24 protein-coding genes are annotated in these 23,868 nt (G+C 36.0%); all 24 read right to left on the bottom strand.

Going from position 1 to position 23,868, the window contains the following annotated elements:
* Positions 1 to 715: 715 nt before the first annotated feature.
* A complete protein-coding gene (locus EFY79_RS20260; RefSeq protein ID WP_123122582.1) occupies positions 716 to 1,843 on the bottom strand; it encodes a glycosyltransferase in 1,128 nt (375 codons plus the stop codon).
* A gap of 52 nt (positions 1,844 to 1,895) precedes the next feature.
* Positions 1,896 to 2,183, bottom strand: coding sequence for a hypothetical protein (locus EFY79_RS20265; RefSeq protein ID WP_123122583.1), 288 nt, complete (start codon positions 2,181 to 2,183; stop codon positions 1,896 to 1,898).
* Positions 2,173 to 2,409: a hypothetical protein gene (locus EFY79_RS20270; RefSeq protein ID WP_123122584.1), complete on the bottom strand. Its 237-nt coding sequence runs from the start codon at positions 2,407 to 2,409 to the stop codon at positions 2,173 to 2,175. The genes EFY79_RS20265 and EFY79_RS20270 overlap by 11 nt, the downstream gene beginning before the upstream one ends.
* A 762-nt stretch (positions 2,410 to 3,171) precedes the next feature.
* Positions 3,172 to 4,062 (bottom strand): hypothetical protein, encoded by an 891-nt coding sequence (locus EFY79_RS20275; protein ID WP_123122585.1) that lies wholly within the window; start codon positions 4,060 to 4,062, stop codon positions 3,172 to 3,174.
* The gene (locus tag EFY79_RS20280) at positions 4,055 to 4,420 is read right to left on the bottom strand and encodes a hypothetical protein (protein ID WP_148041985.1); all 366 of its coding nucleotides are present in this window, start codon (positions 4,418 to 4,420) and stop codon (positions 4,055 to 4,057) included. The genes EFY79_RS20275 and EFY79_RS20280 overlap by 8 nt, the downstream gene beginning before the upstream one ends.
* Positions 4,421 to 4,571: 151 nt before the next feature.
* The gene (locus EFY79_RS20285; protein WP_148041986.1) at positions 4,572 to 5,138 is read right to left on the bottom strand and encodes an FkbM family methyltransferase; all 567 of its coding nucleotides are present in this window, start codon (positions 5,136 to 5,138) and stop codon (positions 4,572 to 4,574) included.
* Between the two features lie 222 nt (positions 5,139 to 5,360).
* A complete protein-coding gene (locus EFY79_RS20290) occupies positions 5,361 to 6,002 on the bottom strand; it encodes a hypothetical protein (RefSeq protein ID WP_148041987.1) in 642 nt (213 codons plus the stop codon).
* Between the two features lie 64 nt (positions 6,003 to 6,066).
* On the bottom strand, positions 6,067 to 7,461 hold the full coding sequence (locus EFY79_RS20295) for a hypothetical protein (RefSeq protein ID WP_123122589.1): 1,395 nt from the start codon (positions 7,459 to 7,461) through the stop codon (positions 6,067 to 6,069).
* Positions 7,458 to 8,654: a glycosyltransferase family 4 protein gene (locus EFY79_RS20300; RefSeq protein ID WP_233578068.1), complete on the bottom strand. Its 1,197-nt coding sequence runs from the start codon at positions 8,652 to 8,654 to the stop codon at positions 7,458 to 7,460. The genes EFY79_RS20295 and EFY79_RS20300 overlap by 4 nt, the downstream gene beginning before the upstream one ends.
* 5 nt (positions 8,655 to 8,659) lie before the next feature.
* On the bottom strand, positions 8,660 to 9,514 hold the full coding sequence (locus tag EFY79_RS20305) for an alpha-1,2-fucosyltransferase (RefSeq protein WP_123122590.1): 855 nt from the start codon (positions 9,512 to 9,514) through the stop codon (positions 8,660 to 8,662).
* Complete coding sequence (locus EFY79_RS20310) at positions 9,511 to 10,812, bottom strand: glycosyltransferase family protein (RefSeq protein ID WP_123122591.1); 1,302 nt, start codon at positions 10,810 to 10,812, stop codon at positions 9,511 to 9,513. The genes EFY79_RS20305 and EFY79_RS20310 overlap by 4 nt, the downstream gene beginning before the upstream one ends.
* Entirely contained in the window at positions 10,813 to 12,015 is a 1,203-nt protein-coding gene (locus EFY79_RS20315; protein ID WP_123122592.1) for a glycosyltransferase family protein, read from the bottom strand. It lies immediately after the preceding gene.
* Positions 12,016 to 12,017: 2 nt separating this feature from the next.
* The gene (locus tag EFY79_RS20320; protein WP_123122593.1) at positions 12,018 to 12,773 is read right to left on the bottom strand and encodes an O-methyltransferase; all 756 of its coding nucleotides are present in this window, start codon (positions 12,771 to 12,773) and stop codon (positions 12,018 to 12,020) included.
* A gap of 15 nt (positions 12,774 to 12,788) precedes the next feature.
* Complete coding sequence (locus tag EFY79_RS20325) at positions 12,789 to 13,763, bottom strand: glycosyltransferase family 2 protein (protein ID WP_123122594.1); 975 nt, start codon at positions 13,761 to 13,763, stop codon at positions 12,789 to 12,791.
* Positions 13,756 to 14,688, bottom strand: a complete 933-nt coding sequence (locus tag EFY79_RS20330; RefSeq protein ID WP_123122595.1) for a glycosyltransferase family 2 protein — start codon at positions 14,686 to 14,688, stop codon at positions 13,756 to 13,758. The genes EFY79_RS20325 and EFY79_RS20330 overlap by 8 nt, the downstream gene beginning before the upstream one ends.
* The gene (locus tag EFY79_RS20335) at positions 14,685 to 15,545 is read right to left on the bottom strand and encodes a glycosyltransferase family 2 protein (RefSeq protein ID WP_123122596.1); all 861 of its coding nucleotides are present in this window, start codon (positions 15,543 to 15,545) and stop codon (positions 14,685 to 14,687) included. Before EFY79_RS20335 ends, EFY79_RS20330 begins: the two co-directional genes overlap by 4 nt.
* A gap of 32 nt (positions 15,546 to 15,577) precedes the next feature.
* On the bottom strand, positions 15,578 to 16,417 hold the full coding sequence (locus EFY79_RS20340) for a glycosyltransferase family 2 protein (protein ID WP_123122597.1): 840 nt from the start codon (positions 16,415 to 16,417) through the stop codon (positions 15,578 to 15,580).
* Between the two features lie 68 nt (positions 16,418 to 16,485).
* Positions 16,486 to 17,544 carry an acyltransferase family protein gene (locus EFY79_RS20345; RefSeq protein WP_148041989.1) on the bottom strand — a complete coding sequence of 353 codons (1,059 nt, stop codon included), beginning with the start codon at positions 17,542 to 17,544 and terminating at the stop codon, positions 16,486 to 16,488.
* A gap of 314 nt (positions 17,545 to 17,858) precedes the next feature.
* Positions 17,859 to 19,088, bottom strand: a complete 1,230-nt coding sequence (locus EFY79_RS20350) for a glycosyltransferase family 4 protein (RefSeq protein WP_123122599.1) — start codon at positions 19,086 to 19,088, stop codon at positions 17,859 to 17,861.
* Positions 19,085 to 20,053: a GDP-mannose 4,6-dehydratase gene (locus tag EFY79_RS20355; protein ID WP_123122600.1), complete on the bottom strand. Its 969-nt coding sequence runs from the start codon at positions 20,051 to 20,053 to the stop codon at positions 19,085 to 19,087. Before EFY79_RS20355 ends, EFY79_RS20350 begins: the two co-directional genes overlap by 4 nt.
* Positions 20,054 to 20,111: 58 nt before the next feature.
* Positions 20,112 to 21,062: a glycosyltransferase family 2 protein gene (locus EFY79_RS20360; protein WP_123122601.1), complete on the bottom strand. Its 951-nt coding sequence runs from the start codon at positions 21,060 to 21,062 to the stop codon at positions 20,112 to 20,114.
* Positions 21,062 to 22,033 (bottom strand): glycosyltransferase family 2 protein, encoded by a 972-nt coding sequence (locus EFY79_RS20365; RefSeq protein WP_158605267.1) that lies wholly within the window; start codon positions 22,031 to 22,033, stop codon positions 21,062 to 21,064. The genes EFY79_RS20360 and EFY79_RS20365 overlap by 1 nt, the downstream gene beginning before the upstream one ends.
* Positions 22,034 to 22,046: 13 nt before the next feature.
* Positions 22,047 to 23,156, bottom strand: coding sequence for a glycosyltransferase (locus EFY79_RS20370; protein ID WP_123122603.1), 1,110 nt, complete (start codon positions 23,154 to 23,156; stop codon positions 22,047 to 22,049).
* A complete protein-coding gene (locus EFY79_RS20375) occupies positions 23,153 to 23,866 on the bottom strand; it encodes a class I SAM-dependent methyltransferase (protein ID WP_123122604.1) in 714 nt (237 codons plus the stop codon). The genes EFY79_RS20370 and EFY79_RS20375 overlap by 4 nt, the downstream gene beginning before the upstream one ends.
* Positions 23,867 to 23,868: the final 2 nt, after the last annotated feature.

Raw genomic sequence — 23,868 nt, forward strand, 5'->3', positions numbered from 1 at the left:
TGCTGAGCTTGTCGTCATACTGAGCTTGTCGAAGTATGACAAAAAAAGATGATCTTACTAAGCTTCAAGGAGTTCTCTTCGTGTTCCTTTGTGTGCTTTGTGGCTTCGTGCGAAAGGGCTGCTCTTTTTTTCTCACACTAAGCCCCGAAGAGCTCCAAGGGGCCCGAAGGGGTCGCATTTAAGCCTCCTTCGACTTTCTCGATTCCTCTGGGCAGGCTGGGCTCAGGATGACAGGTAAAACTTAATTTATCGCATTAAAGGCTAAGCTCAGGATGACATTTACTAAAAGCACTGAGTTTGACGTATTTAAAAGATGATGTTGATTTTTTTTTGTCATGCTGAGCCTGTCGAAGTGCGACAAAAAAATAGTTCGATCTTCTAATACGCCTTCGACATTCTAACACCGCCTTCGACAAGCTCAGGATGACAGGTAAAACTTAATTTATCGTTATTAACGGGTGAACCTTCTTTTTTTTGTCATGCTGAGCTTGTCGTATTTAAAAGATGGATGTTGATTTTTTTTGTCATACTGAGCTTGTCGAAGTGCAGACAAAAAAAAGTGGATCATTCTGATAGTTCGCCCTCGACATTCTAAAACCGCCTTCGATCTTCTAATACGCCTTCGACAAGCTCAGGCTGACATCCACTTTAAAACTAAATTTATCGCATCAAAGGCTGAGCTCAGGATGACAGGTAAAACTGAATTTATCACAGTTCAGGATGACAGGTGCGAAAACATTTTGCCATAATCTTCCTTTATTTTTTTCACATCAATGGACTTCTGTGAATATTGGGTAGCTCCTCTTCCCCATTCTTCCATTTCCTCCTGATCCATTGCAGCAAAGAAACTTATCGCGTGCGATAGCTCTTCAGTGCCTTCTATTGACACATTTATTCCTGCCAATTGCTCTTTTAAATTTTTCCACGGTGTAAAATGGCTGGTTATCACGGGCCTGCCCGCAGACAAGGCTTCAACTATAGCGTGTCCAAAATTTTCACTCTTACTCGGCAATATAAAAACATGAGATTCCTGCAAGGCACCTATGATATTCGCAGGTTCAAGCGCATTTTTATAGGTCACCTTAATATTTGACGGAAGCAATTTTATCTTTTCCCTGCACGCTTCCCAATATTCCTCGTCTTTTACAGGGCCGTAAATATCATATTGGACCTCAGCGGTTACTGAACCCAGCGCTTCCAATACCAGCCGGACATTTTTCATCGGGCTGATTAAAGCGATCGTTGTAAGGATCAGGCTATTTTTTTCTTTTGGAGGGACGGGTAAGGGTGACAACTTATTAGGAAAATTTCCTGCAACAAAAACCCGGGCTACTTCCCCAAAGAAATTCCTGATAAAACCGGCTTCTTCTTTATCAGTAGCATGGAAAGACACTTTATAATGGTATTCCAAAAGCTTGAATAATTGCAAATACGCCCGTTTTTTCCATTTCTTTTGCGCCAATGCGCCCGGATGTAACATACCCCTTGTAGATAGAATTTTTTTGGTTCCCTTGCAAAACATCAGCGGAACGATGTTGTAGTGCCAGGAAAACATTCCAATGATGAAGAGCAAATCCGGCTTTTCTTTCTCTACCAGCTTTACCAGGGTATCGCTTATCTTTTCAGGCCCCGCATACCACACGCGGGTGTGATCGTTAAATTGAGTCCACTGGTTGGCCGTAATATTTTGAAGTTCGGCGCCGTTCAGGTCTACATCGCCGCAAAAAATAAGGAATTCAACTCCTTCATGGAATTCTTTTACCAGGTTAGCCACTGATTGCACAGGCCCTCCAGCTTTAAATGCCGGTAAAAACCACGGTATGGTGATAAAAATTTTTGTCATGTTGTAGCGGTCAGCACCGAAGGTCAGACCGCGGCTAGTGGAAGATCGGCTGCTAATCTCTTATTCTTGATTTGTGTAAAAGAGCTTCTACCAGAATAAAATCGTCATGTACTGAGACTGCAATTAACCAGTCATTAAAATAAATACAATGGAGCTGTAATTTTTTGAAGACGGGATTTTTGCATAAGGTCAAACGTTTTACATTAACCAATGTCTTCAAAAGAAACGCTTCATAACGCTCAAGCCAGCGAAGGGCTGCGCCCTGCGTATTTTTGCTTTCAATAAAATTAAGAAGTGAGGTTAAAGATGCAAATGCATCCAAAGTATATTTAATCTGCATTAAACGCTTTCCTTAAAACATTGTGAGCCTCCTGCATGGGAACAGTGCCACTGTTCCTGCTTTTTTTTACCAGGGTTAGTAATTCTTCAGTGCTCAAAGGCTTTCCGGGAAGGTAATAATTACTTTGTGCGTCATCTACCAGCTCTAATTTAATGTTATGGCTTCCCGCAAACTCTAACAACCTGTTTATGTTTTCCGGGGTTGCATTTTCCAACTGAAGTAGCATAGTATTTGTTTTAACGATAAAAGAAAGAGTTAACCGTCGGCAAAATATTCCAAATTTGATTGCCGATCAAATTTACAATTATAGTTTCACTTACAGCAATGTCATGCAATAGAAGAAATCGAAAGAGAAAAAAGCATTTCATTTCAATTATAAAAATCCACTTGCCAGAACAACGCCGGGAATATTAGCCTCCGGAATGATTGCATTTCAGAATCATCGTATTTGTACTATATTTCATACTTTATCCATGCTTTTGATACGCCTTTGCCATACCTTTCCCATACTTAAGTTATACTCTTCTCATACTTAATTCATACACTCCTGATACACTTCTGATACATTCCTCATACACTCCTCATACACTCCTCATACTCTATCCATGCCTTTGCTATGCCTTTGATGAGGAGTTATGAATTATGAGTGATGAATTATGAGTGATGAATTATGAGTTATGAATTATGAGTTATGAGTGATGAGTGATGAATTATGAGTGATGAGTTATGAGTTATGAATTATGAGTGATGAGTGATGAGTGATGAGTTATGAGTTATGAGTTATGAGTTATGAATTATGAATTATGAGTTACCGCACGCGGTCTGACCTTCGGTGCCGACCGCTAATGAACTACAGGCCCGCTGAAACTGCAATTCTCAAAAGTGGCTATGCCCTTAAAGTGAAGCGTATCAGAATAAGCTGCGTAATACCTGAAAAGGCAATTTTCAAATTTAATATCGCACGCGGTCTGACCTTCGGTGCCGACCGTTAATGAACTACAGGCCCGCTGAAACTGCAATTCTCAAAAGTGGCTATGCCCTTAAAGTGAAGCGTATCGGAATACGCTCCGTAATACCTGAAAAGGCAATTTTCAAATTTAATAAAAGGGCTGTTTGACGTAAACAGCGTTTGAACGCCCGCCTGTGTAACATAAGCAAAATCAAAAACACAATTACTAATAGAAGTGGGCAAGTTATTATTGCTGTCGCCGGAAGTGATTGTGCCGATGGTGCCCAATGATTCACAAAATAAATTGGAAATGTGCGTGGGAAACCAACCTGATTCGGGGTTATAAATCAGCCTGATGGGCTTCCCCGCAATATTGCCGCCATCAATCGTATAATTTCCCGCCTGGCGCTTTCCATATAAACTGGTAGCAAAAATAGTATGGATGCGTCCCCAACTGTATAACCCGCGTATTATATTGCCTTTTTCCTGTGCCTGTCCTCCTGAAATGCCCAGCCTTGCGTCGCCGCAACGGATATTTTCCATCAAAATGATATCTGCATTGGCAGTAGCTCCATTCGGTGAGATAAGGTAATCAATCGCAAAATGGCCCACGTTCAGGTCATGCAATTGCACGGCTGTTGAACCGCCTTTATTTTTGCTGCCATCATAATCAATAACAATCCCCGCCAGGTTTTGGCCGGTATTCGGATCATTGAATTGCTCAAAAGGAAGGGAATAATATCCGGGCCCGTTTACAGAAGGAGAATGAAAATTACCTGTCAAAGTAAGATGGTCTATTTCCGCGCCTTTTAAAAACTGACCACCCAGGGCAAAATCTTTTCCTGTATAATGCAAAACCGTCCCCCCGTTCCAGATGCCGCCTTCTCCATACAGATGAATAGAAGCCCCAATGTATTGGTTATTACTCAACCTGAATATTTTCAGTGATTGCGAATATATATATATAGACGCCACCCGGAATAAACAGGGGCATTGAATTGATACAGGTGTTGATAGATTGCTGAAGCGCTTCCGAATTATCCGGGTTCTCCGGGGAAGCGCCATACCACATGGCCGAAAATTCTCTTGCCCTGCAACCGGATAGGCCTATCGAAGTTTCAAATATTTGAATAAAAGGATTGGCTTCAATTAATGCGTTTTTGATGATGCCCGTGCCGCTGATCTTTGCTGAAATACTTAAAATTTGACCCTGCAAATCCCAGGTGCCTGAGATGGTGGTGTCATTCGTAATGGATATAGCAGAAGCCTGCAACGAAATTAGGATCAATAAAAAGGGGAAAAGTTTTTTCAAAGAATAAGAGATATGGGAATTTGTTGGTTTACTATGCAATAAGGGTTGGTAAAATCTTAAATGAGTTTCCCTTAGAGGGGAAAAATCACAATACGCGCTTTCAATGGATAGTTTTATCTCTTTAAACTCACAAAATATCCGATTTACGTTTAAATACATGATATTCACCGTGCATAAAAAAATCAAAATCAGAGGCTAGTAACGATTTAATACTATTCGTTAAACCAGGCTTTAAATTTTCATGAATTTCGCAAAAAATCATCCTTACTTTTTTTATCCACTCAGGGTTGCTTAAAAAAACCTGTTCTTCGCTTCCCTCAATATCTATTTTTAAAATATCGATAGCAGACAATTGAAAGTCTTTTATAATGTCCTCTATCGAAATTGCTTTGATAGCTTTTCCTGAACGACTTGCGGTTTCTTTAACAATAAAAGCATGATTACCGCTGTCAGGATTAGTTATTTCAAGATAGGTACTTACATTCCAAACACCTTTATTAATACAGGTTACATTGTCATAATTTTTCAAATTGTTGTTCAACAAACGAAAGTTATTTATTTCAGGTTCTATTGCAATAATGCGGCAGTCTTTAAATTTTGATAAAAAAAATAAAGATGCTAAACCAATATTTGCACCACAATCAATTATTGTTTTCACTTCCCCGTCTAATGAAACATCATATTCCCTAAGCATGAAAATGTTTGCAAATAAAGGAATATCTGAAGTATAGTTTCTTAGATAAATCTTATCCGGAAGACCGGGAACTTTTATATTTAGAAGACTATTCCTTTGGATAAACCTTTGAAATAAATAATCAAAAAAATTAAGTGGCCGCAGTCGGAAAGTATACTTGATAAATAAGTTTAAAATTCGCAAATTGAAAAAGGAATCCAATATATAAAAAATTATGTCATTTTAGAATCTAAGCCTGCTTGCTAGCCAGACATTTTCAAAATCCACCTTTGTACATTTATGAAGATGAAACAAAATGGCAAAAACACTTTGATCAAACCTATGTTCAATAAAAAAAGGCATTTTCGGAAGTTTGGAATGAGAGTAATCTATATTTCGATAATCTTTGGTACATAACTCTAACCATTCTTTCACGAAAGACATTGTTTTTGCATCTTTTTGAATTACAATCCTATTAGCTGCAGGCATGAATTTAAATGCATATAAAATTGCGTACCATTTCACTCTGAAATATAAATCTGTTTTAATCCACCGTATATTATACCCTTCCTGGCAAGCAATTATTTTCGTGCCTTTGTTACTTTTAACAAGGTTAAATTTCCTAAGGCATTCCTCCCTGGTTCCAGGAATTGTATTACCTGCATCACCCCAGACTAAAATATCACCTTCATCAAGTTGTTTCAGTATTTTATAAATAACATATGGTTTCCATATAAAAAAACCATATCCTTTTGGGTTATTTGCAATAAAAGCCTGATGACTGTTAAAAAAATCTTCATCAAAGTCTTCTGAGCCTAAGGAATAAATTTGCGAGAAAATATTTTTTGATTCTAACTCTGCAACATATCTCTGTCTTGTTTTCACATATTTTTTATCAGTAAAAGTTACGGCTACATACTTCATTTCCAGGAGTGAATTCTTTATCTAACTAATTACTAATTGCAATTGAAGATTTTTTTTTTATTGTAAGCTTTCGCAGATCTTTTTTCCAGAATAGGACCATAAAATAGATCAATACACAGGATTTAATTAAATGTCCCAAAGAAGTCTGGAGCTCACAATCCGGTCGTATAGGATAGTAAAAAACAAGGGGGACAAACAAAATAAGGATAGGATAATCCATTGAGTATTTATGAAAATAATTTAACACCTCCGAAAATACAAATCCAAGAACGAACATAAAAATAACACCTCCAAAAATCCCCCAATTAACATAAGCGTCCCCTATTGAGCTTAATGCCATTGAAGTCCCCGCCTGAATACCTATTCCTGAATACTTTCTGAAAATTTCCCTGTCGCCGGCCCTAAGCTTATCCGGTGCAAGAATACGGGGTAGTATAGCGGCTTCCAGTATTTTATACATCTCGCTTCCATTTGCAAAGGGTTCGACGTCTGGAACCGTTTGCATTATATTGGTAATAATGAAACCCTGGTTAATCCTGGTATTAGAGCTCGCTATATTGCGGAAGTTGAATATTCCACGATCTTCCCTATTTTGTTCTTCATAAATTTTTGAAAATGTTGAAACCCCTCCTTCTTCATCTCCTTTTCCAATTTCAGCTCTGTAACTTCCCTTTAAAACTTGTATTAAAATTGCGAGAAGAACAAAAGCAACCAAACCAATTAGCTTTATCTTAAAATCAAATTTATATTTAATACCAAAAATGGCTATAGTGAAGACTAACCACGTAAGAAGATCATGAAACATTCCGCTTTGCAGGGATGAAGAAATAATTGAGCCAATAACGAGGGCCATTACTGCAGGCTTAATATATTTGGTTCCCAAAACCAATAAAAATAAACCAATGAATTTAAAGCTGCCGAGCAAATAAAAAACAAATGCCAATTCAGATGAAAAAAAGGATGAAATAACACTTGCCAAGAACCCTAATATGATAAAAAAATAGGGCAATTGAGGATTCCTACCAACAAAATTTGCTATAGCTTTTCTATTCAAAACTTCTCCCCTGTATTTCCCTGCATTGATATGCAGACCGATTATAAAAAAGATTACAGCCGGCATTACATAGAAATAATAGTCTGCTTCCGGGATACGCATCTGGTATCTAAAATATTGGTATTGATCTATACCATTATAGGCAAATAGCGAACCTACAAGAAATTGAAGGCACATAAAACTGCCAAGCAGATGACGGGTTGGGATAATATAACCAATACTATTAAAAAGAAGGCTAAACTGATAAATTGAGATCAATGCGGCCACATAAGTTAAGGTGCTCATATCTACAAACATCACCCTTATAAAGAGGGCCGCAATAAGAAAAAAACCCCAATTATAATTTGCCGGAAATAAAGTTCTCAAATTTTTTTATATTGTATATGAAAAGAAGCTAATTCTTCTTCTATTGCACAGCATACTTTTTCAAAAGACCAGTTTTTTATTTTTTGCTGCGATGCCAATCCCATCTTTTTAATATCCATCTTCCCGGCTATCAACTTTTTCATTTTAAAGACCAATTCACTTTTATCGGTACTTGAAAATACGAAACCATTTTCACCCTCCTTCACCAAATCCGGAAAACAACCACATTTATCACTCACCAACACAGCACAAGCTGAAGCCATAGCCTCATTTACCGATAAACCCCAGGTTTCATTTGGGCCTTTCGAAGGCAAAACGAAAATATCCGCCGCTTTGTATATATCCGGCATTACAGATTGATTTTGAAAATCAAGGAAAATAATTTGACTATTACTTTCGCCTTGTAAAGAATTAGAAAAATCTTTTAATTCTCTTTCTGAAACACCATTACCAACAATCATCAACCACGCATTGCAATTACTCAATTCTGCAAAAGCTTTCAACAATATCATTGGATTTTTTTTGGTTTCCAGCTTTCCGGCGAATAAAAAAACGATAGCCTCTTCGGGAATATTATGTATTTTCCGATAATCAACTTCTTTTGCACGCCCAAACCGGTTATTGTCTATTGCATGTGGTGCAAATAACAATTGGTTTTCTTTCAATCCATATTTCAGAAAGTAATCTTTATTGCACTGACCTACGTAAAAAGCTTTATCAACATATCGGTAAACCCATTTCAGTAAAACAGATTTGAACATTTTTTTAATTAAAGAAACACCTGCTTCATCCAATAAGGTTGAATCGCCCCTGAAATAAACCGGCAAGCGATTATGAAAGTAATGTAGTGCATGGAGATGACCCTTAAAATTCCATCCAAAAATTAAAATTGCGTCCGGGTGCCATTCTTTCAACTGTTGTATTAATGTCGGATTTTGAATTCCGTAAAAATGATGTGAACCAGGATCAGGCGCGACGTTTTTTACAAATTCAAATTCGTATCCTTCCAAAAGAGGAATATCCCATTCAATTATTTTTCCAAAACCCGGATCGTATTTATCATTTAGCACTTCCTCACCCCATGTATAAAAAACTTTTAAAATTATTTTCTCTCTTTTTTGCAGCATTGCAAAAACGGGAGCATTATATTGAATCGGGTGAGTGGTAATAATCGCAAGCTTTTTCAAAATCATTACCCTTATTGCAGTTTCATTTCTGATTTTAATTTCAGGCTATTCACAGGAAATATTAATTCCTTGTAATTATTCCCGGGCAATTTGTCTTTTATTTTTAATTGCCAATCTCCGGCAGGCCTTATAACAAGCGCATCTGACAGAAACGCAGCCCAGTAGCTAAAGGTGCTGCTTCTTGATAAAATGACAAATTTACTTTTGCTCATCAATAGTATATCCAAAATATCTGCTTTTGGGGATGCCATATGTGTTTCCGGCAGAGCCAAAACTTCCATTATTTCATCTTCATTGGCGTCTGTAAAAACAGTGACCGGTAAGTCTTCGTTGGCCGCTTTCCGGATTTCAATAATGGTTTTTATAAAAAAAGATTCCGGCGTTATTGGATTACCCATCTTAAAATCTCCCCTTCGAATATGTATCGAAATCACAGGTGGCACGTAGGTTTCAAGTTGCTTTTTCAACTTTGGATTCAGCATTTCATAAAGTTTTTGGCTAATCAAATCACTATAATCTCTTATAGAGCCAAAGAGGTCATTATCAACAATTACACGATCAAATAAAAATAATTGATTGCCGGAAACGCGGGTATCAATTTTCTGTATAGGTGGCTCATGAACTATTTTATGTGTAAGTCGAAACCATTGAATACCCAGCCTTCTTAAAAATCCGTTCTCTCTAAAATACCCCCAGTACAATCTTTTCTTCTTTTCATTTCTGAGCCAAGCTCCCCAACGAAAAGCCCACCAGGACGAGGTTACCAGTGGCAAGTGGTTTATTTCAGAAAAGACATAAGCTCTTGCCCAAATAAGTAACAGGTTACCTAATCCTGTTTTGGGAAACTTTACATACACTTTACTCATGACAATTCAACAATTGGAGATAGTGCTGGTATGGATTTATCTAAGAGCGTGGCTAATTCTTTTGTTACAGCACTGGCAGAATATTGATCGAAGAGTTTCTTGTTTATTAAATCCGGATTAAAATGACTTAAGAACTCTGTATAAGTTCTCAAATAAGAAGGAAATTTCTTTTCAATACTTACAACGTCCCCTTCGCCATCAAAATCGAGGACAATTCCTGCTCCCGATTCTCTCAACACTTTAACTGCTGTACTTTCCTTGTGCAAAACTGCCAATATTGGCTTTCCGGACAGAACTGCCTGGTAAGTTTTGCTGGGTGTATAATGTGGCTCTGTACTTCCTAAAATAAAAACACCATCAGCTTCTTTTAAATGAACTAAAACACTTAAGTAAGATATTCTTTTTGGATATTCATACACATTAGTTTGCCATAATCCGTATTTTTCTGCCAATGGTTTTATATTATGTCCCTGAGGATCGTCCGAAGTTTTGCCTGTTCCTATAAAATAGAATTCAAATTTTTCAAACATTTGTTTGAATCCTGCTATTGATTTGAAAATAGCCTCCAAAGGTTCATAAGCTTTTGGCAACATGGCTCCAGCATATATCATTTGAATTTTGCCGGGTTTCTTTTTAAAAAGATAAGGCTTTAAATCGATGTTCGACAACAATTCATGATCTTGTCCCTCGCCTCCATACGGCATAGCTCCATAAACTGACTGTTTTTTTAAATGCGGGTTCCGATCTAATACGGACTGGTAATATCCTTCTGCAACACCTGTGATTAAAGACGCTTTTTTTACTGCAATCGGCTCTAAAGACTTAGCCAGTTTAGTACTAAACCAATGGCGGGAAAAAACTTTGTTACTTCCGGGAAACTGATGTACCCATGGGTCGATATAATCTATCCCATATTTTATTCCCGTTTTTTCATGCAGCCCGCGGCCCAATAAAGCGCAATAAAAAGAAGGAATAGGAATATAAATAAAATCGAAATGCTCAGTTCTGACTAATTGTTTGGCTTTTTTGTACAATTGGAAAAAAGCTCTCAGACCAATATCGCCAATGAGCCGAGGCTTTGTTATTTTAAAGGCATTTACTTTTTCTATGCGTAAGTCCTTTGGCAATAGTTTGACCAGGTTCCAGTCAGGCGATTCTTCATAATATTTTTCATGGACGGTTAATATTACAGGCTCCCACCCAAAACTTTTCAAGTGATTAGCAAATAATCTCGGCCGATGTACTCCTGCCAAATTGGAAGGTGGAAAATGCGGATATATGATTAGTATTTTTTTCAATTAATGGTATTCCTTCCAAATTTCAACCAGTTTTGCAGATTCTTTTTCCCAACCATATTCTTTGGCATTCTCATATCTTTCTGGGGATAATTTTCTTAAAGATTCTTTTTGTTCAACAAGTTTTTGGATAGTTTGTATTAAATCACCTGATGAAAGAGACGTTAGCATGCCATGATCCGGATTTTCTTTGATAAATCTTTCCTGTGCCTTTGTTTTGCTGGCTAATATATATAGCCCCGACTGGTAATAGGCTAATATTTTATTTGTTAGGCAAAGATTCCTGTTTAAATTATTTTCGTTTTCTTCCAAAGCAAGACCTACATCGTAGTTTGCCAACTGCCAATGTAATTCAGATTGTGGCAAAGAAGAATGTAAATAAATATTATCACTCCCAAAAAGCCACTGGCTTCTGAAGCTTTCATTGCAATTTCCAAAAAGATGCAATTCAATTCCCGGATTACTTTTTATGGCAGGTATCAATTGCTCCAGCCCCCGGCCAAAAGAAATATTTTGAGAAAACCAAACCAGTTTCAGCTTACCGGTATTGGTATTTCCCGGCCGGCAAAACTCTGCCGATGGAAAATAATTTAAAACAGTAAACCAATTTTTGTTACCAGCAGTAGCTTCCTTTTTTACTTCTTCCATAATGAGCGGGGCAGCAAACGATACGTAGTTCATTTTTGGAAGCACCCGCTGCATCAATTTTCGTGACAGGTTTTGCAAAAAAACATTGCTTCCCTCCCCCGGATGATAGTCTTCAACATCAAAACCAGCCCCGCAAGTAAACTTTTCTGCGGCAAATTTTGCAGCTCGTAATGCGCCGGGATTATGACCAATCACCCAATCTGGTTTCGATACTTTATTCAGATTTTTAATAACCAGGCTGCTCCTTCTGCTTACTGCATTGGCCAATATTTTTTCCGACTTGAAAAGTAAAACAAGTTTCCTGCACATTTGTTCCTTTACTACGGACAAAACCCACGGAAGAAATGGTTTTCGCCCAGCAGGTATGGTGATGAACTTTACGTTTGCGAGTTCCTTCTTTAATTTTTCGTTGTTCTCCTTACTCCAATTTTCAAATTCAAAACAAATTACCTCAACAGAGAAGCTGTTATCAAGTGCCAGCCGGATTTCTTTGACAAGACGTGGATTGGTGGCGAGGTTGAGTGTCGTAAGGTAAAGGATTCGTTTTGGAATGTTCATAGTTAAAAAGATTCGTACCACGCCCACCCTCTTTCATCATTGGCGATTTTTTTAAAAGCGGCAATACTTCCATTAATCTTTAAGGATTCGCTGCTACGAATCACCGTATCACTTAAAAATTCTTTTTTCAATTTCGTTCCTAATGGTGTTGCTATACCATTAATTGCTTTCTTAATTCTATCCAGGGTTTTTCTTTTAGGCGATTCATAAAAATCACCTGCGCTTCCAATCACTTTAAAGTTCGGATAATTAGATATGTATCGCATAAGCCTGTTCAGCGGAATAAGTGCCACATCATCAAAAGCGACAACTCCGCCTATTGGGAGCAAGCGATTTATATAAAAAAACTCCAGCATAACATGATCGAAAGTGTGCCAGCCATCTACAAATATGAAATCGTATTGTTCGCCCTTTCTCAATAATTCCGGTAATACGAATTCTGAATAATCTTCAATAAGTGTAAAATTTTCAAGGCCAGCTTTTTTTAAATTATTAACACCCATATTCTTCCAATGGCCACTTTGGTTAGGATCCAGGATAGTATGTTTATTTTCACGGCCAATAGCATCACAGATAACCATCGACGAAACGCCTTCGGCACAGCCGATTTCTAAAGTTGTTTTCGGCTGTGACATACTAATGAGGCTTCTAAGAAAGTCCGCTTCTGTTTTACTTATGGCTGAAGTAAGTTTATACCAGCTGCCATCCTCTAAATTAAAACCATTTTTTTCTAATACACTATCTACAAATTGTTGCATATTAATTAGTAATTATTAGCGTTCAGATAAATAATATTTTGCTTTTACTACAAAGCGCCAACCTAATATCCTGGCACAAAATTCTACAAGCCTACCGCCAAGCATTGGAGTTGGAACATTATACTGCAGTGCTTTATACTTTTTATAAGCTATTTTAGAAAGAATTCGTTGATGCTGGTAATTATATACTGCAAAGTCCAAATATTGTCTTGCGAATGCCATTCTTACTTTTTCGCCCGAAGCAAATCGGCTTATGTACAAATATTTTAAATCGATTGTCATCAAAGCATTCTGCAAATACTTTCTTTTTGTATTGCTGCTTAATTTATTTTCATTGTAGCTTCGCCTGTAGTAATTATATATGTCTGGCACATAAATGATGCCGTCACTCGCTAACAGAACCCTTGTAAAAAATTCCCCATCGTCATCGACAGAGCGATAATTTCTCCATCTGCCTGATTTGTCGATAACTGTGCGAGGTACTAACCAGGAATTGGTTTGTATAAAATTTGATTCCCCATTTGCGCCCAACATGTTTAAAAGAAATTCGACGGGGTTATCCGAACTATATATAAAAGATGATTGATCTGTTGCCTTGAGTAACTTTAAATCCTGCCCATCAAAAAAATTAATGTAGTCACAAACAGCCACTTTATTTATTTCGCCTTCAAGCGCAGCCACTTGCTTTTCAATTTTGTCGGCACTCAAAAAATCATCAACATCTATGAACTGGATATAATCGCCTTTTGCATGCTCGAGACCGGTGTTGCGTGCAACGGCAGCACCTGAATTGGTTTGCTTACATACTTTTACGATTTCGCTTTCAAATTTTTTTGCAACGAGATAGCTTTCATCAGTAGATGAATCGTCAACAATGACAATTTCCTTATTGAGATACGTTTGTTGTAAAAGTGACTCTATACAATCGCTTAGATAATGCTCTGCATTATAAACGGGAATGATGATAGATACCAATGGAAATTTATTCATTAAACTGTGGCTTGATTTTACTCATCAATTTATTTCGTACTAAAAACGCATAATATGGGCTTATTTTAAATAGAATTTGAAAAATTTTAGATCCCCCAGGTTTCAAATCAGGACTTAATGCGAGAGCAACGTCAATTGATCTTTTAACAAGATTCCACAAACTGTACTTCGCAGCCCAACTGGCATTCTGAAAAAGCTGGTAGCTTATTTCTTTTGAATATCGTTGTCCGGTTTCATTATTTACTTTTTCGAAAAGATAAATTGCAGCTTCAATCCATTTTGAGGGGTTCTTTGCAGACATACTTTCCGGAAAGTAATTAATCCGAAATATCACTTCTTTACACATTTCTATTTTTATCCCTTTCATTGCTGCTTTTATCGAAAACGCCCTATCCTCAATATATAATGAATTTATATCCAGATCGAAACCGCCGATTTTATTAAAGGCATCCTTTTTTATTACCGATGAGTTAACTATTTTATTGTTGATCATGAATTTTACGGGATCCTCCTTTAAATCAGAAGTTGGAAGTTTTGATTTAGACAGTAGATTTCCACTATTATAATCCACATAATCATAGCCAACAATAATCATTTCTGAAAAAACATTTTCAGAAATAAACTGCCGGATAACTTTTGTAAAATTGGGATACAGCATATCGTCTGTATCTAAAAAGAAGATCCATGCAGATGTAACCTGCATGGCAAGTTGATTTTTCCCGAACGAACATCCTCTATTACTTTCACCTCTAATTACTTTTGCACCGTGAGATTCAGCTATTATAGCAGTATCGTCGGTGCTACAGTCGTCGTACAATAGCACCTCATGAAATGCAGGTTGCTGTTTTCTAATAGATTCAAATAAAGCCGGTAAAAAATGGCTTGCGTTATAAGCAGGGATGCATAAGCTAATGTTGGAATTCATATATGAAAAACGCCACTTAAAAAATCAAAAAAAGTAAACCTGGCTTTTTGAATTGCTGCGAAACTTTTTTTATGGTCTTTAGTTTTTGCCCAATATCTCACAATATTGACCACAAACCTTCTCTTATTTTTTTTGCTGAGAAAATTAATCTGGTTTTTATTTAACGGGAGCGGAAGTTCTTTCAAAGCATCTTTTAAATAATTGTAATTATGAAAAATATAACTGTATTTATCATTTAGTTCCTGGTTATCATGGATTCTATAGTTTATTAAATAATCCGAAAAAATTAAAACAGGTGTTTGGGAAGCTATTTTTAAATGTTGATACATATCATTGGCTGCACCATATTTTGTCGGGAAGCCTCTTAACTCCCAGAAAAAATCTCTTGCTGTAATCGTTGCTCCGGGTCCAAAATTTAAAGCCGGCCTTACATTAAAATGATTTTTGATAATTTGTTCAGAGGAAAACACTTGTGATCTTCCTACACAGGATTTCGAAAAAATTCCAAATTTTATTTGGTACCGTTCCATTTCTTCAATCCATAATTCTAAAACATTCTTCATCATCGTATCATCAGAATCCACCCAAACAAGGTATTTCCCTTTTGCATAACCAGCCGCCTTATTTCTGTTAGGATAATCACCTAAATTTTTTTCGTTGATGTGAACATTAATCCGGGAATCTTTTTCTTCATAGTTTTTTGCAATAGCAACAGTATTATCCTTACTACAATCATCTACAATAATTAATTCCCAATTTGGGTAGGTACACGCCATCACGGACTCAATTGCCTCTGCTATAAATTGCTGCCGGTTAAATGCAGTCATTAAAATGGAGACCAACGGACGATTGTTCATATTAATGCAGGGAAAAACTTAGGTTAAAAGGACTAATGACCAAGATAAAACCAAAACACACGAAAACGAGGCATAGCCGCCTTAAACTTAAATTGCAACATTTTTTTTACGAATATTTTAAAAGCAGTGTTTCTTCTCATTTTTTTAATCTTTGATATTTCTATTCGTGTTAACGGAGCATGCTTGTTGGTAAGATATTTCAACTTTATTTTTTCGTATTTAACTGCATATCGGCTCCTGTCTGTCATTTCCTGTCCCTCATGTGTTCTTATCCAGATCAATTTTCCAGGCATTAGTACCATTGGAAAATTCAGCGCCAATTTATGCCACATGTCAAAATCGCTTATCATTCTTTCTGATGCAAATCCTCCAACCTCCCGAAATGCTTTTGCTGTAAAAATGGCCTCGCCCGGCGTGGCGAAAAATATGGGTTGGTTAAAATAATGATACCTGTATGCCCCACCTGCATCGAGTTTCAGCGGCCCTGGAATTTCAAATGTATTATGATAAATGCCAAGCCCCCACTCCACTCCGAACGCCTCCATATAATTCACCATACTGTGTAAGGCACCAGGATAAATGCGATCATCAGAATCAAGAAATTTTAAATATTTTCCTGTGGCTAATGACGCAGCCTTGTTCCTGTTTGGGTAATCACCGAGGTTTTTTTCATTCACGTATAATTTTATTCTCCCATCGTTTGCAGCGTAAGATTGCGCAATGGCTAACGTATCGTCTTTACTTCCATCATCCACTATTATTAGCTCCCAATCCTGGTAAGTTGAGGCAAGAACTGATTCTATTGCTTCTGCGATAAATTGTTCACGGTTATAAGCTGTCATTAATACCGTAACAATAGGAACACCATTCATTTATGGAATAATTCAGCTATTTTCTTAAAGTTAAAAGTTTTAAGACGAAACAGTAAAATTCTGATCATTTAATACTTAAAATATTTATCCTTTAATTTTAATATTGGCGTTTCAATGAATTTGAATGAAAGTCCCGCAACTATTATAGTTAATAATGTTACAATTGGAAATTTAATGACCCATGAGTTATATTGTAACTTATAAAATCTCCCAAATGAGTTAAAGGGTATTTTCAACCAAACAGGATCAAATAAATACTTAGTAAAAAAATAAGCAACTATTAAATGATAAAGATATATTCCATACGATATTCTTCCCACATAAATAATCCTGCTATTAGTAAGAAATTTATCAACGAATTTACTATTAAATTTAAAGGCTGAAGCTTTAATTACAAGATAAAGATTTGCCAATGGACAGACAACTCTTTTAAGATTCCAGTTATGAGAAGTAAGCGCAAAAATAAGTATCGCCCATGTAAGAAGTTCAACGTATTTGTTTGTAAAAAAACTATTTGGCAATTTCTCTTTATTAATAGCTAAGGCCCCAATTGCACCCAGCGACAAATAACTCATGTTAGTCGGTAAGCCAACATAATTATATTTTTGGATGCCAAAAATATTTAGAAATACTTGCCCATAACCCACTAATACGATAGTTAAAAAGATACCCAAAAGCAAGCCTCTGTACTGTTTAATCAACAACACAATTATTGGAAATAAGATATAAAACTGTTCTTCAACTGACAAACTCCAATAAGGTGAATATAAAGTTTCCCATTGATTAGTTTGGCCCACTTGATAATTATAAGTATAGGTTAAAAGGGTAGATAAATTCTGTTGTATACCTTTTGCATTCACCAATATAAGGAATGCAATAACCATGTAATAAATCGGAAATATCCTTAATACTCTTCTGCCAAGGAATTTGGTATAAGCACTTCTAAATCTTTGATCCTTTTCGGCAAGAAGTATAGATGTAATTAAAAACCCACTCAGTACAAAAAAAAGATTGACACCATAAAAACCACCTGATACCTTACTTCCAATAATATTTACAAAATGGTCAAGCAATACCATTATTATTGCTACAAAACGCAACCCATCTAACCTAGATTTGTACTTCAAATAGAAGTATTGTTAATGATTATTGATACAAACTTTAAATTCAAAAAACGAAAAATTTATATACCTTTTTTAATCATCTGCTTCGTTAATTTTTTTATTGACGTTGCTACTCGTCAGAATTATCAAATTTATAAGTAGACACAAGCAAAGATATTATTCCAATAAAGAATTGGCGATGGATATAAACTATAATTAAAATAGCAACAATTGGTTTTTGGAATAGAAAAAAATCTGAAATAATTGTTCAAAGCATTAAAATTGATATTTAGCCAATTGAATTCTTCTTTTTGGTCTTGCTAATCTCCTATCAATTTTTATTGATTTTGTAGAAAATCCGCTAATGATCTTCCAATCCTATCCCAGCTATATTTATCTTCTACCAGCTTTCTTGCATTGTCACTTATCAATGTACTTTTTCCAGGGTCCGATACCAGGCTTATAATCTTATCTGCAAAATCAGCCGGCTCATCTGCAATCAGGATGTCTCTTCCGGAAACACATTCAATACCTTCGGCACCAATAGCAGTGCTCACCATTGGATTACCAAGGCTCATAGCTTCTAATATTTTTAACCGTGTACCACTGCCTTGTAGCAAAGGTGCTATGGCTACATTACACTTTCTATACCACGGCGTAACATCCTCTACCTCACCAATAAAATTAGTGGTTGAATCATTAATTAGTTCGGAATAAGGCCCCTTGTCGCCCCTTCCCACAATATTTAAAATAAGGTCGTGCATTTTCGCTGTCACCAAGGGCCATACGTGTTTATAAAACCAAAGTAAACCTATTCTGTTAGGCTCATAATCAAGGCTCCCACAAAAGAGCACATTTTTTAGCTGGCGATCATTCGTATTTACAGAATGACTAAAAAATGCGGTGTCAACCCCATTTGGTAAAACATAGCCGGTTCTTATTTTATTATTATTTAATTCTTCGAATGAGTCAAGATCTACCTGGCTGCAACAAAAAATACCGTCAACTATTTTATATAAATTCTTTTCGACCCCGAGAATTGCTTCATACTCTTTTTCCGTTTCCTGGTTTTTAGTTTTAACCATCTTTTGTTTTGCCAGTAGCGATTCAACATTGTAGGCATCAAAAATAATCGCGGCGTTTTTGCTGTATTTTTTCATCCACTTTGCCTGTGCAGTTAGATTAAGATTTTCGAGTATTATATAATCGAACTCATTTTCTAAGAGTTGTTGTTTTAGCATAAGATAAAACTTCAGGAACGACCCATCCGCAGAAGTCTTCAGATCCCTAACGAGCCACCGGTAAAAGATCGCATCTGCTACGCGTTTGGCAAAAGATGAAAGAAAGCTGAATGTCTCTTTTGCACCATTGGTACTGTAAATATGAGCATTATTAATTGAAGGATAGTACTTCGCTGCTGAAAGAAAGTTTTCTTTTTTATTATGAGTAACAACTGTCAGATCAAAATATTTAGATAGCTGGTGGAAAATATGAAAGCATCTTTGCATACCTCCATTTTTTGGAGGATAGATATTTTCAAAGGGTATGATCATCAATATTTTTTTCATTTCATCTTTTGGAATTGTTGTTCTTCTGCAATCAAAATATCCAATACCTGCTGGAAACTATAAGAATATTCCCAACCAAGCTCATTCTTTGCCTTGGTATTATCCCCGTAAATATCTTCGATTTCAGTAGGACGTAGTAATGATGGTGAAACCTCTACACAATCCATTGATATTTCCAGGCAGTCAAATGTATATTCAACAATATGCCGCAAGGAAATAGATTGTCCCGAACAAATTAAATAGTCTGAAGGGGTTGATTGCTGCATCATTAACCACATTGCCTCCACATATTTGGGTGCATAGCCAAAATCACGCTTCAGATCAATATTTCCTAAATAGAGCTTTGCTTCTTTTCCCAGTTTAATTTGGATCGCGCCTGCAATTACTTTCTTCACAAAAAAGGAAGGCTTTCTTAAAAAGGATTCATGGTTAAATAAGATACCACAACAGGTAAATAGATTATAAGACTCCCTGTAATTAGTGGTTATCCAATGCCCGGAGGCTTTGGATACTGCGTAGGGACTGAGCGGATGCATCGGTGTATTTTCTTTTACCGGGAGCTGATCTACTTTACCATACATCTCGCTGCTGGACGCCTGGTAAAAGCGGGTGGGATAATCTGAAATCTTTATCGCTTCCAATAAGTTTAAAACTGATATCACATTAAACTGGATGGTTCCGATTGGCTGGACAAATGATTGTCCTACTGAACTTTGAGCAGCAAGATTATAAACTTCATCAGGCTTGTATTTTTTAAATAAACTGATTATTTGCGTAATATCATGGAGATCGCATTCTTCAAATAAAAGGTCATTATTTATTTGTAGATACTTAAATCCCGGGTAATTATTATCAGTGATGCTTCTTATAATCCCAACCACCTTGTATTGTTTTTCGATCAAAAGTTTGGCGAGATACATTCCATCCTGGCCGGTAATACCCGTAATTATAGCGGTTTTATACAAGATCGTGATTTAATCTAAGATATTTTTTCTTAAACAGAGAAAAGTAGTTAATTATCATCTAATCTCGTTTATTTACTTTGGTTTTCAAATTCTTGAATATTCTCCAGGGAGTTAATATGAACTTTCCTATTTTAAAACCGGCGCTATTTTTATAATTGAGCGTGGTTTGTTGTAATGCTCCCATACATTCGATTAGCGCCTGCTCACAGGCCTCAAGTTCAAGTAAGGCCAATTTATCTTTATTTGAAGGGTTGAGTATATCGATGCCTTCATGAAGATCTTTGAAAATTATTTTTTCGAGTATTTCAAAGGAATAAGCAAATTTTGCATTTTTGCCCGAATAAAGTAATTCCGTCAAGGAATTTTCCCGGAGGAAATAGTTATAAAGAATACTATTTACTGTTATGCCTTCATATTCTTTTAAAATCCGGTATACCCAATGGATATCTTCAGCTATTCTGCCTGCAAAATAATTATGATATCCCCCTGTTTTTGCGAGAGCATCGCGACTTATCATCATGGTAGCACACGCCGGTAAGTCAAAACTTATTTTCTTTTTTGGTTTAAATTCCAGGAATCCTTCTTTCAGTTCCTTGTCAGTGATTGCCATTCTTCCGGGTAAATATGTTTTTTTTCCTGTGTACCTGAAATTAGTAAAACAGATGCCTAAATCCGGATTTTTGATAAATTCTTTTAGTTGACTTTCTATTCTTTTTGGTTCAGACCAATCATCAGCATCCTGAAAACAGATATAATCTCCTGTAATCTTTTTCAAAACATCGTTGACGGCGCCAACTTTTTTTGTATTTTTTCCATATAGAAATTTCCTTATCCGTGTATCTTTAAATTCATTAATTTTTGCTACAGTTCCATCTGTGGAAGCATCATCTATTAAGCAAATTTCTAAGTTATCATAACTCTGCGCCAAAATGGAGTTAACAGCTCTTTCAATATAAGGTGCTACGTTATAACATGGAATAATTACAGAAACTAATGGTGTAGGATACACTAACTATTGACTTTATTATTAGTTAATCTTGTAGAACGACGGAATTTTGACAACCAAATTTTTAGAGCCAAATCCTGGCCGATAACATTTTTAATAAACTTTAATTTAAGGCTCCGGTTCATTGCTATATCAGGGTTCAGGCGAATTGCCTCCTTTAGCATCATTATTAACTCTTTGTTATTATTATTTTTATTTTGAGTAACAAACCAAAACAACATATCAGCTATTTTACAAGAGAGAACTAATGAAAATTTATTTTTTTCTTGTAGCAAAATTTCCCATTTACGATAAAAGTTCAAAATATCTATTAATCCGGTTGCAGTAGTAATTCTTTCGTTTTGGTGGATCCTCCATAAACCACATAAACCAGGCTGATATTCGAAACGTCCTGCTGCCAAAACGCCCCTTAAATGAAAGTCAATCTCCTGGTTTCTTTTTATATTTACATCCCAATCACCAATTTTTTCAACAATAGTTCGCCGCATTAAAAAACTAAAATTGGCAATACATCTTTTTGTAAGCAGTTGACTTATTAAGTCCTCATCCTTATAAGCAACCACAGTTTCATTTTTTTCAACAGAGCCAATCTGCCAATCACCGAATACGCCATCGCATTCTTTATGTTGCATTAAATAATTTACCTGCTGCTGTATTTTATCAGGATACAAAATATCATCTGAATCCAGGTATTGAATATATGCTCCCGTAGCTGCTGCTGTGCCTGTGTTACGCGCTACCTGGGAACCACTATTTTGCTGATAAATGTATTTTACAGTAAACGAAGAAATATCTGTAATTCTTATTTTGCTTACCACTTCACGTGTATTATCGGTTGAGCCGTCATCTACAATAATACATTCAATTGGTCTGTAGGATTGTGCAATCACTGATTTAACGGCTTCATGCAAATAAACTTCCCTGTTATACGTAGGAATTATCACAGAAGCCAACCCGGGCTTATAAGAATTCATATCGAGCCAATTGTTATTCATTTCCTACAATAAGTAATGAATTCAATATTGTTTCTTCAATTTGTTTTAAATTTTTCTCGCGGCTAAAGTGTTGCTTTATTCTTTCTCTTCCTTTTTCTCCTAATTTTTTAGCCATGCCCTTTTCGTTCAGAATCCTTCGCATGTTTTTAGCCATTTCATCCACATTTTTTTCTTCTACTAAAAAACCTGTTTCATCATTAATCACCACATCAGGAATGCCGGCATGATAAGTACTTATTACCGGTAAAGCTGCTGCCTGTGCTTCTAATATTGCAACTGGTGTTCCTTCGGAATCTCCATTATCAGCCACAATAGAATGCTGAACAAATGCAATAGATTCATTCAATAAGGTTTTAATCTGCTCAGGCGTTTGTACTTTTTTAAATTCAACCTGATTTGAAAGATTCAACGCGTTCGCTAATTGTTGGCAAACCGGCAACAATTCTCCATCCCCAACCATTACCAGTTTTGAAGAAGGAAAATCGGCTGCCATATTTTTATACGAAAGTATGGTTAAATAGGGCGCTTTTTTTTCTACAAACCTGCCTACAGAAATAAATTGCTGACTTTTATAATCTGGCTGGCACTCAACAAAACTTGTATCTGGCCCATAGTAAGAAAGAACTAATTTATTGTCAGGGCACCCGAGAGTTAATAAAACAGATCGCATTTTTTTTGAAACTACGATTATCCTTGAGGCATAAGCAAAAACCAATTTATACTTTTCTTTATTTTTCTTCAACACATCTTTCAAACTTGCATCCGAACCATGAAAATGTACTACTAAAGGAATCTGTAAATGCGATACAACTTTTAAAGTTGCAACAGCCGTGGTTCCATATTCCGCTAACACACAATCAACTTTTTCTCTTTTTAATGAGTTAAGCAAAGCGTGTTCTGATAAATTAAATCTATTATCAAAACGGATTTTTATTTTTTGAAATAAATTAAAAATGAAGAGGCTCTTTTTCCCTTCTAATTTTGTAGGAAATAAACCATCGTAATAAAATCTTATATTAAAAGGCAATTTTTTATGTGCATGGATAAATGTTTCTGAATAAGCGTTTTGATTTGGCGATAGTATAGCAAGTGTCTTCATCATTTAATTTTAAAAGCCATCCCCGAAAGTCCTGTGATCATTTGACTTTCTCTAAATTCAATATTAGAATAGCTGTCGATTTTTATTAAATATTTTATGACCAGTTTTAAAAAATAGGAAAGAATTTTTCTTCGACGATTCTTTAAAGGGGCTCTGATCACCCAAAGGCCTAACATTTGCGCCATTGAGGCATGCCATCCACCTGTTGCTTTTATATCTATTTTTTCAAAACCCGATTCTTCTAATAATCTTTTAAGTGAAAACGGGGTATATCTAAATTCATCATGGGGTACTTCATGCAAAGGCCATAAAAAGGGAACCGTAAAAAAGAAAGCACCTCCAGGTTTTAATATCCTATTAATTTCTGACAAAATAATTTTCGGGTCAGGGCAATGCTCCAGAACTTCGGTACCAAAAGCAGTTTCAAAACTCTCATTTTCAAACGGCATGTCAATTCCATCCCAAATAAAATCAGGTTTTGTTGAAACGTCATACTCTAAAGCGTTTTCGATGTCAAGTCCAATATATCTATCTATAAACGAATTCTGAAGGATATAATTTTTGTAAGGCATTTTACCACAACCCACATCCAACAGGGATCCATGAAATTTCGAGATATTATCCTTTAATGCTTTTAAGATCACATATCTAACATAATATCTATCCAGATTATGCCTATTAAAATCAATATTTATAAAATTATCGTAGGCCATTA

Source organism: Hanamia caeni (assembly GCF_003721595.1).
Classification (GTDB): domain Bacteria; phylum Bacteroidota; class Bacteroidia; order Chitinophagales; family Chitinophagaceae; genus Ginsengibacter; species Ginsengibacter caeni.

Excerpts from the sequence above, each read along its gene's own strand:
- EFY79_RS20325 (WP_123122594.1), bottom strand. The coding sequence starts at position 13,763 with ATGAATAAATTTCCATTGGTATCTATCATCATTCCCGTTTATAATGCA.
- EFY79_RS20330 (WP_123122595.1), bottom strand. The coding sequence starts at position 14,688 with ATGAATTCCAACATTAGCTTATGCATCCCTGCTTATAACGCAAGCCAT.
- EFY79_RS20315 (WP_123122592.1), bottom strand. The coding sequence starts at position 12,015 with ATGAACATTCCAAAACGAATCCTTTACCTTACGACACTCAACCTCGCC.
- EFY79_RS20285 (WP_148041986.1), bottom strand. The coding sequence starts at position 5,138 with ATGCTTAGGGAATATGATGTTTCATTAGACGGGGAAGTGAAAACAATA.
- EFY79_RS20365 (WP_158605267.1), bottom strand. The coding sequence starts at position 22,033 with ATGAATTCTTATAAGCCCGGGTTGGCTTCTGTGATAATTCCTACGTAT.
- EFY79_RS20260 (WP_123122582.1), bottom strand. The coding sequence starts at position 1,843 with ATGACAAAAATTTTTATCACCATACCGTGGTTTTTACCGGCATTTAAA.
- EFY79_RS20320 (WP_123122593.1), bottom strand. The coding sequence starts at position 12,773 with ATGCAACAATTTGTAGATAGTGTATTAGAAAAAAATGGTTTTAATTTA.
- EFY79_RS20305 (WP_123122590.1), bottom strand. The coding sequence starts at position 9,514 with ATGAGTAAAGTGTATGTAAAGTTTCCCAAAACAGGATTAGGTAACCTG.
- EFY79_RS20340 (WP_123122597.1), bottom strand. The coding sequence starts at position 16,417 with ATGAATGGTGTTCCTATTGTTACGGTATTAATGACAGCTTATAACCGT.
- EFY79_RS20270 (WP_123122584.1), bottom strand. The coding sequence starts at position 2,409 with ATGCTACTTCAGTTGGAAAATGCAACCCCGGAAAACATAAACAGGTTG.
- EFY79_RS20335 (WP_123122596.1), bottom strand. The coding sequence starts at position 15,545 with ATGAACAATCGTCCGTTGGTCTCCATTTTAATGACTGCATTTAACCGG.
- EFY79_RS20350 (WP_123122599.1), bottom strand. The coding sequence starts at position 19,088 with ATGAAAAAAATATTGATGATCATACCCTTTGAAAATATCTATCCTCCA.
- EFY79_RS20375 (WP_123122604.1), bottom strand. The coding sequence starts at position 23,866 with ATGGCCTACGATAATTTTATAAATATTGATTTTAATAGGCATAATCTG.
- EFY79_RS20300 (WP_233578068.1), bottom strand. The coding sequence starts at position 8,654 with ATGATTTTGAAAAAGCTTGCGATTATTACCACTCACCCGATTCAATAT.
- EFY79_RS20370 (WP_123122603.1), bottom strand. The coding sequence starts at position 23,156 with ATGATGAAGACACTTGCTATACTATCGCCAAATCAAAACGCTTATTCA.
- EFY79_RS20265 (WP_123122583.1), bottom strand. The coding sequence starts at position 2,183 with ATGCAGATTAAATATACTTTGGATGCATTTGCATCTTTAACCTCACTT.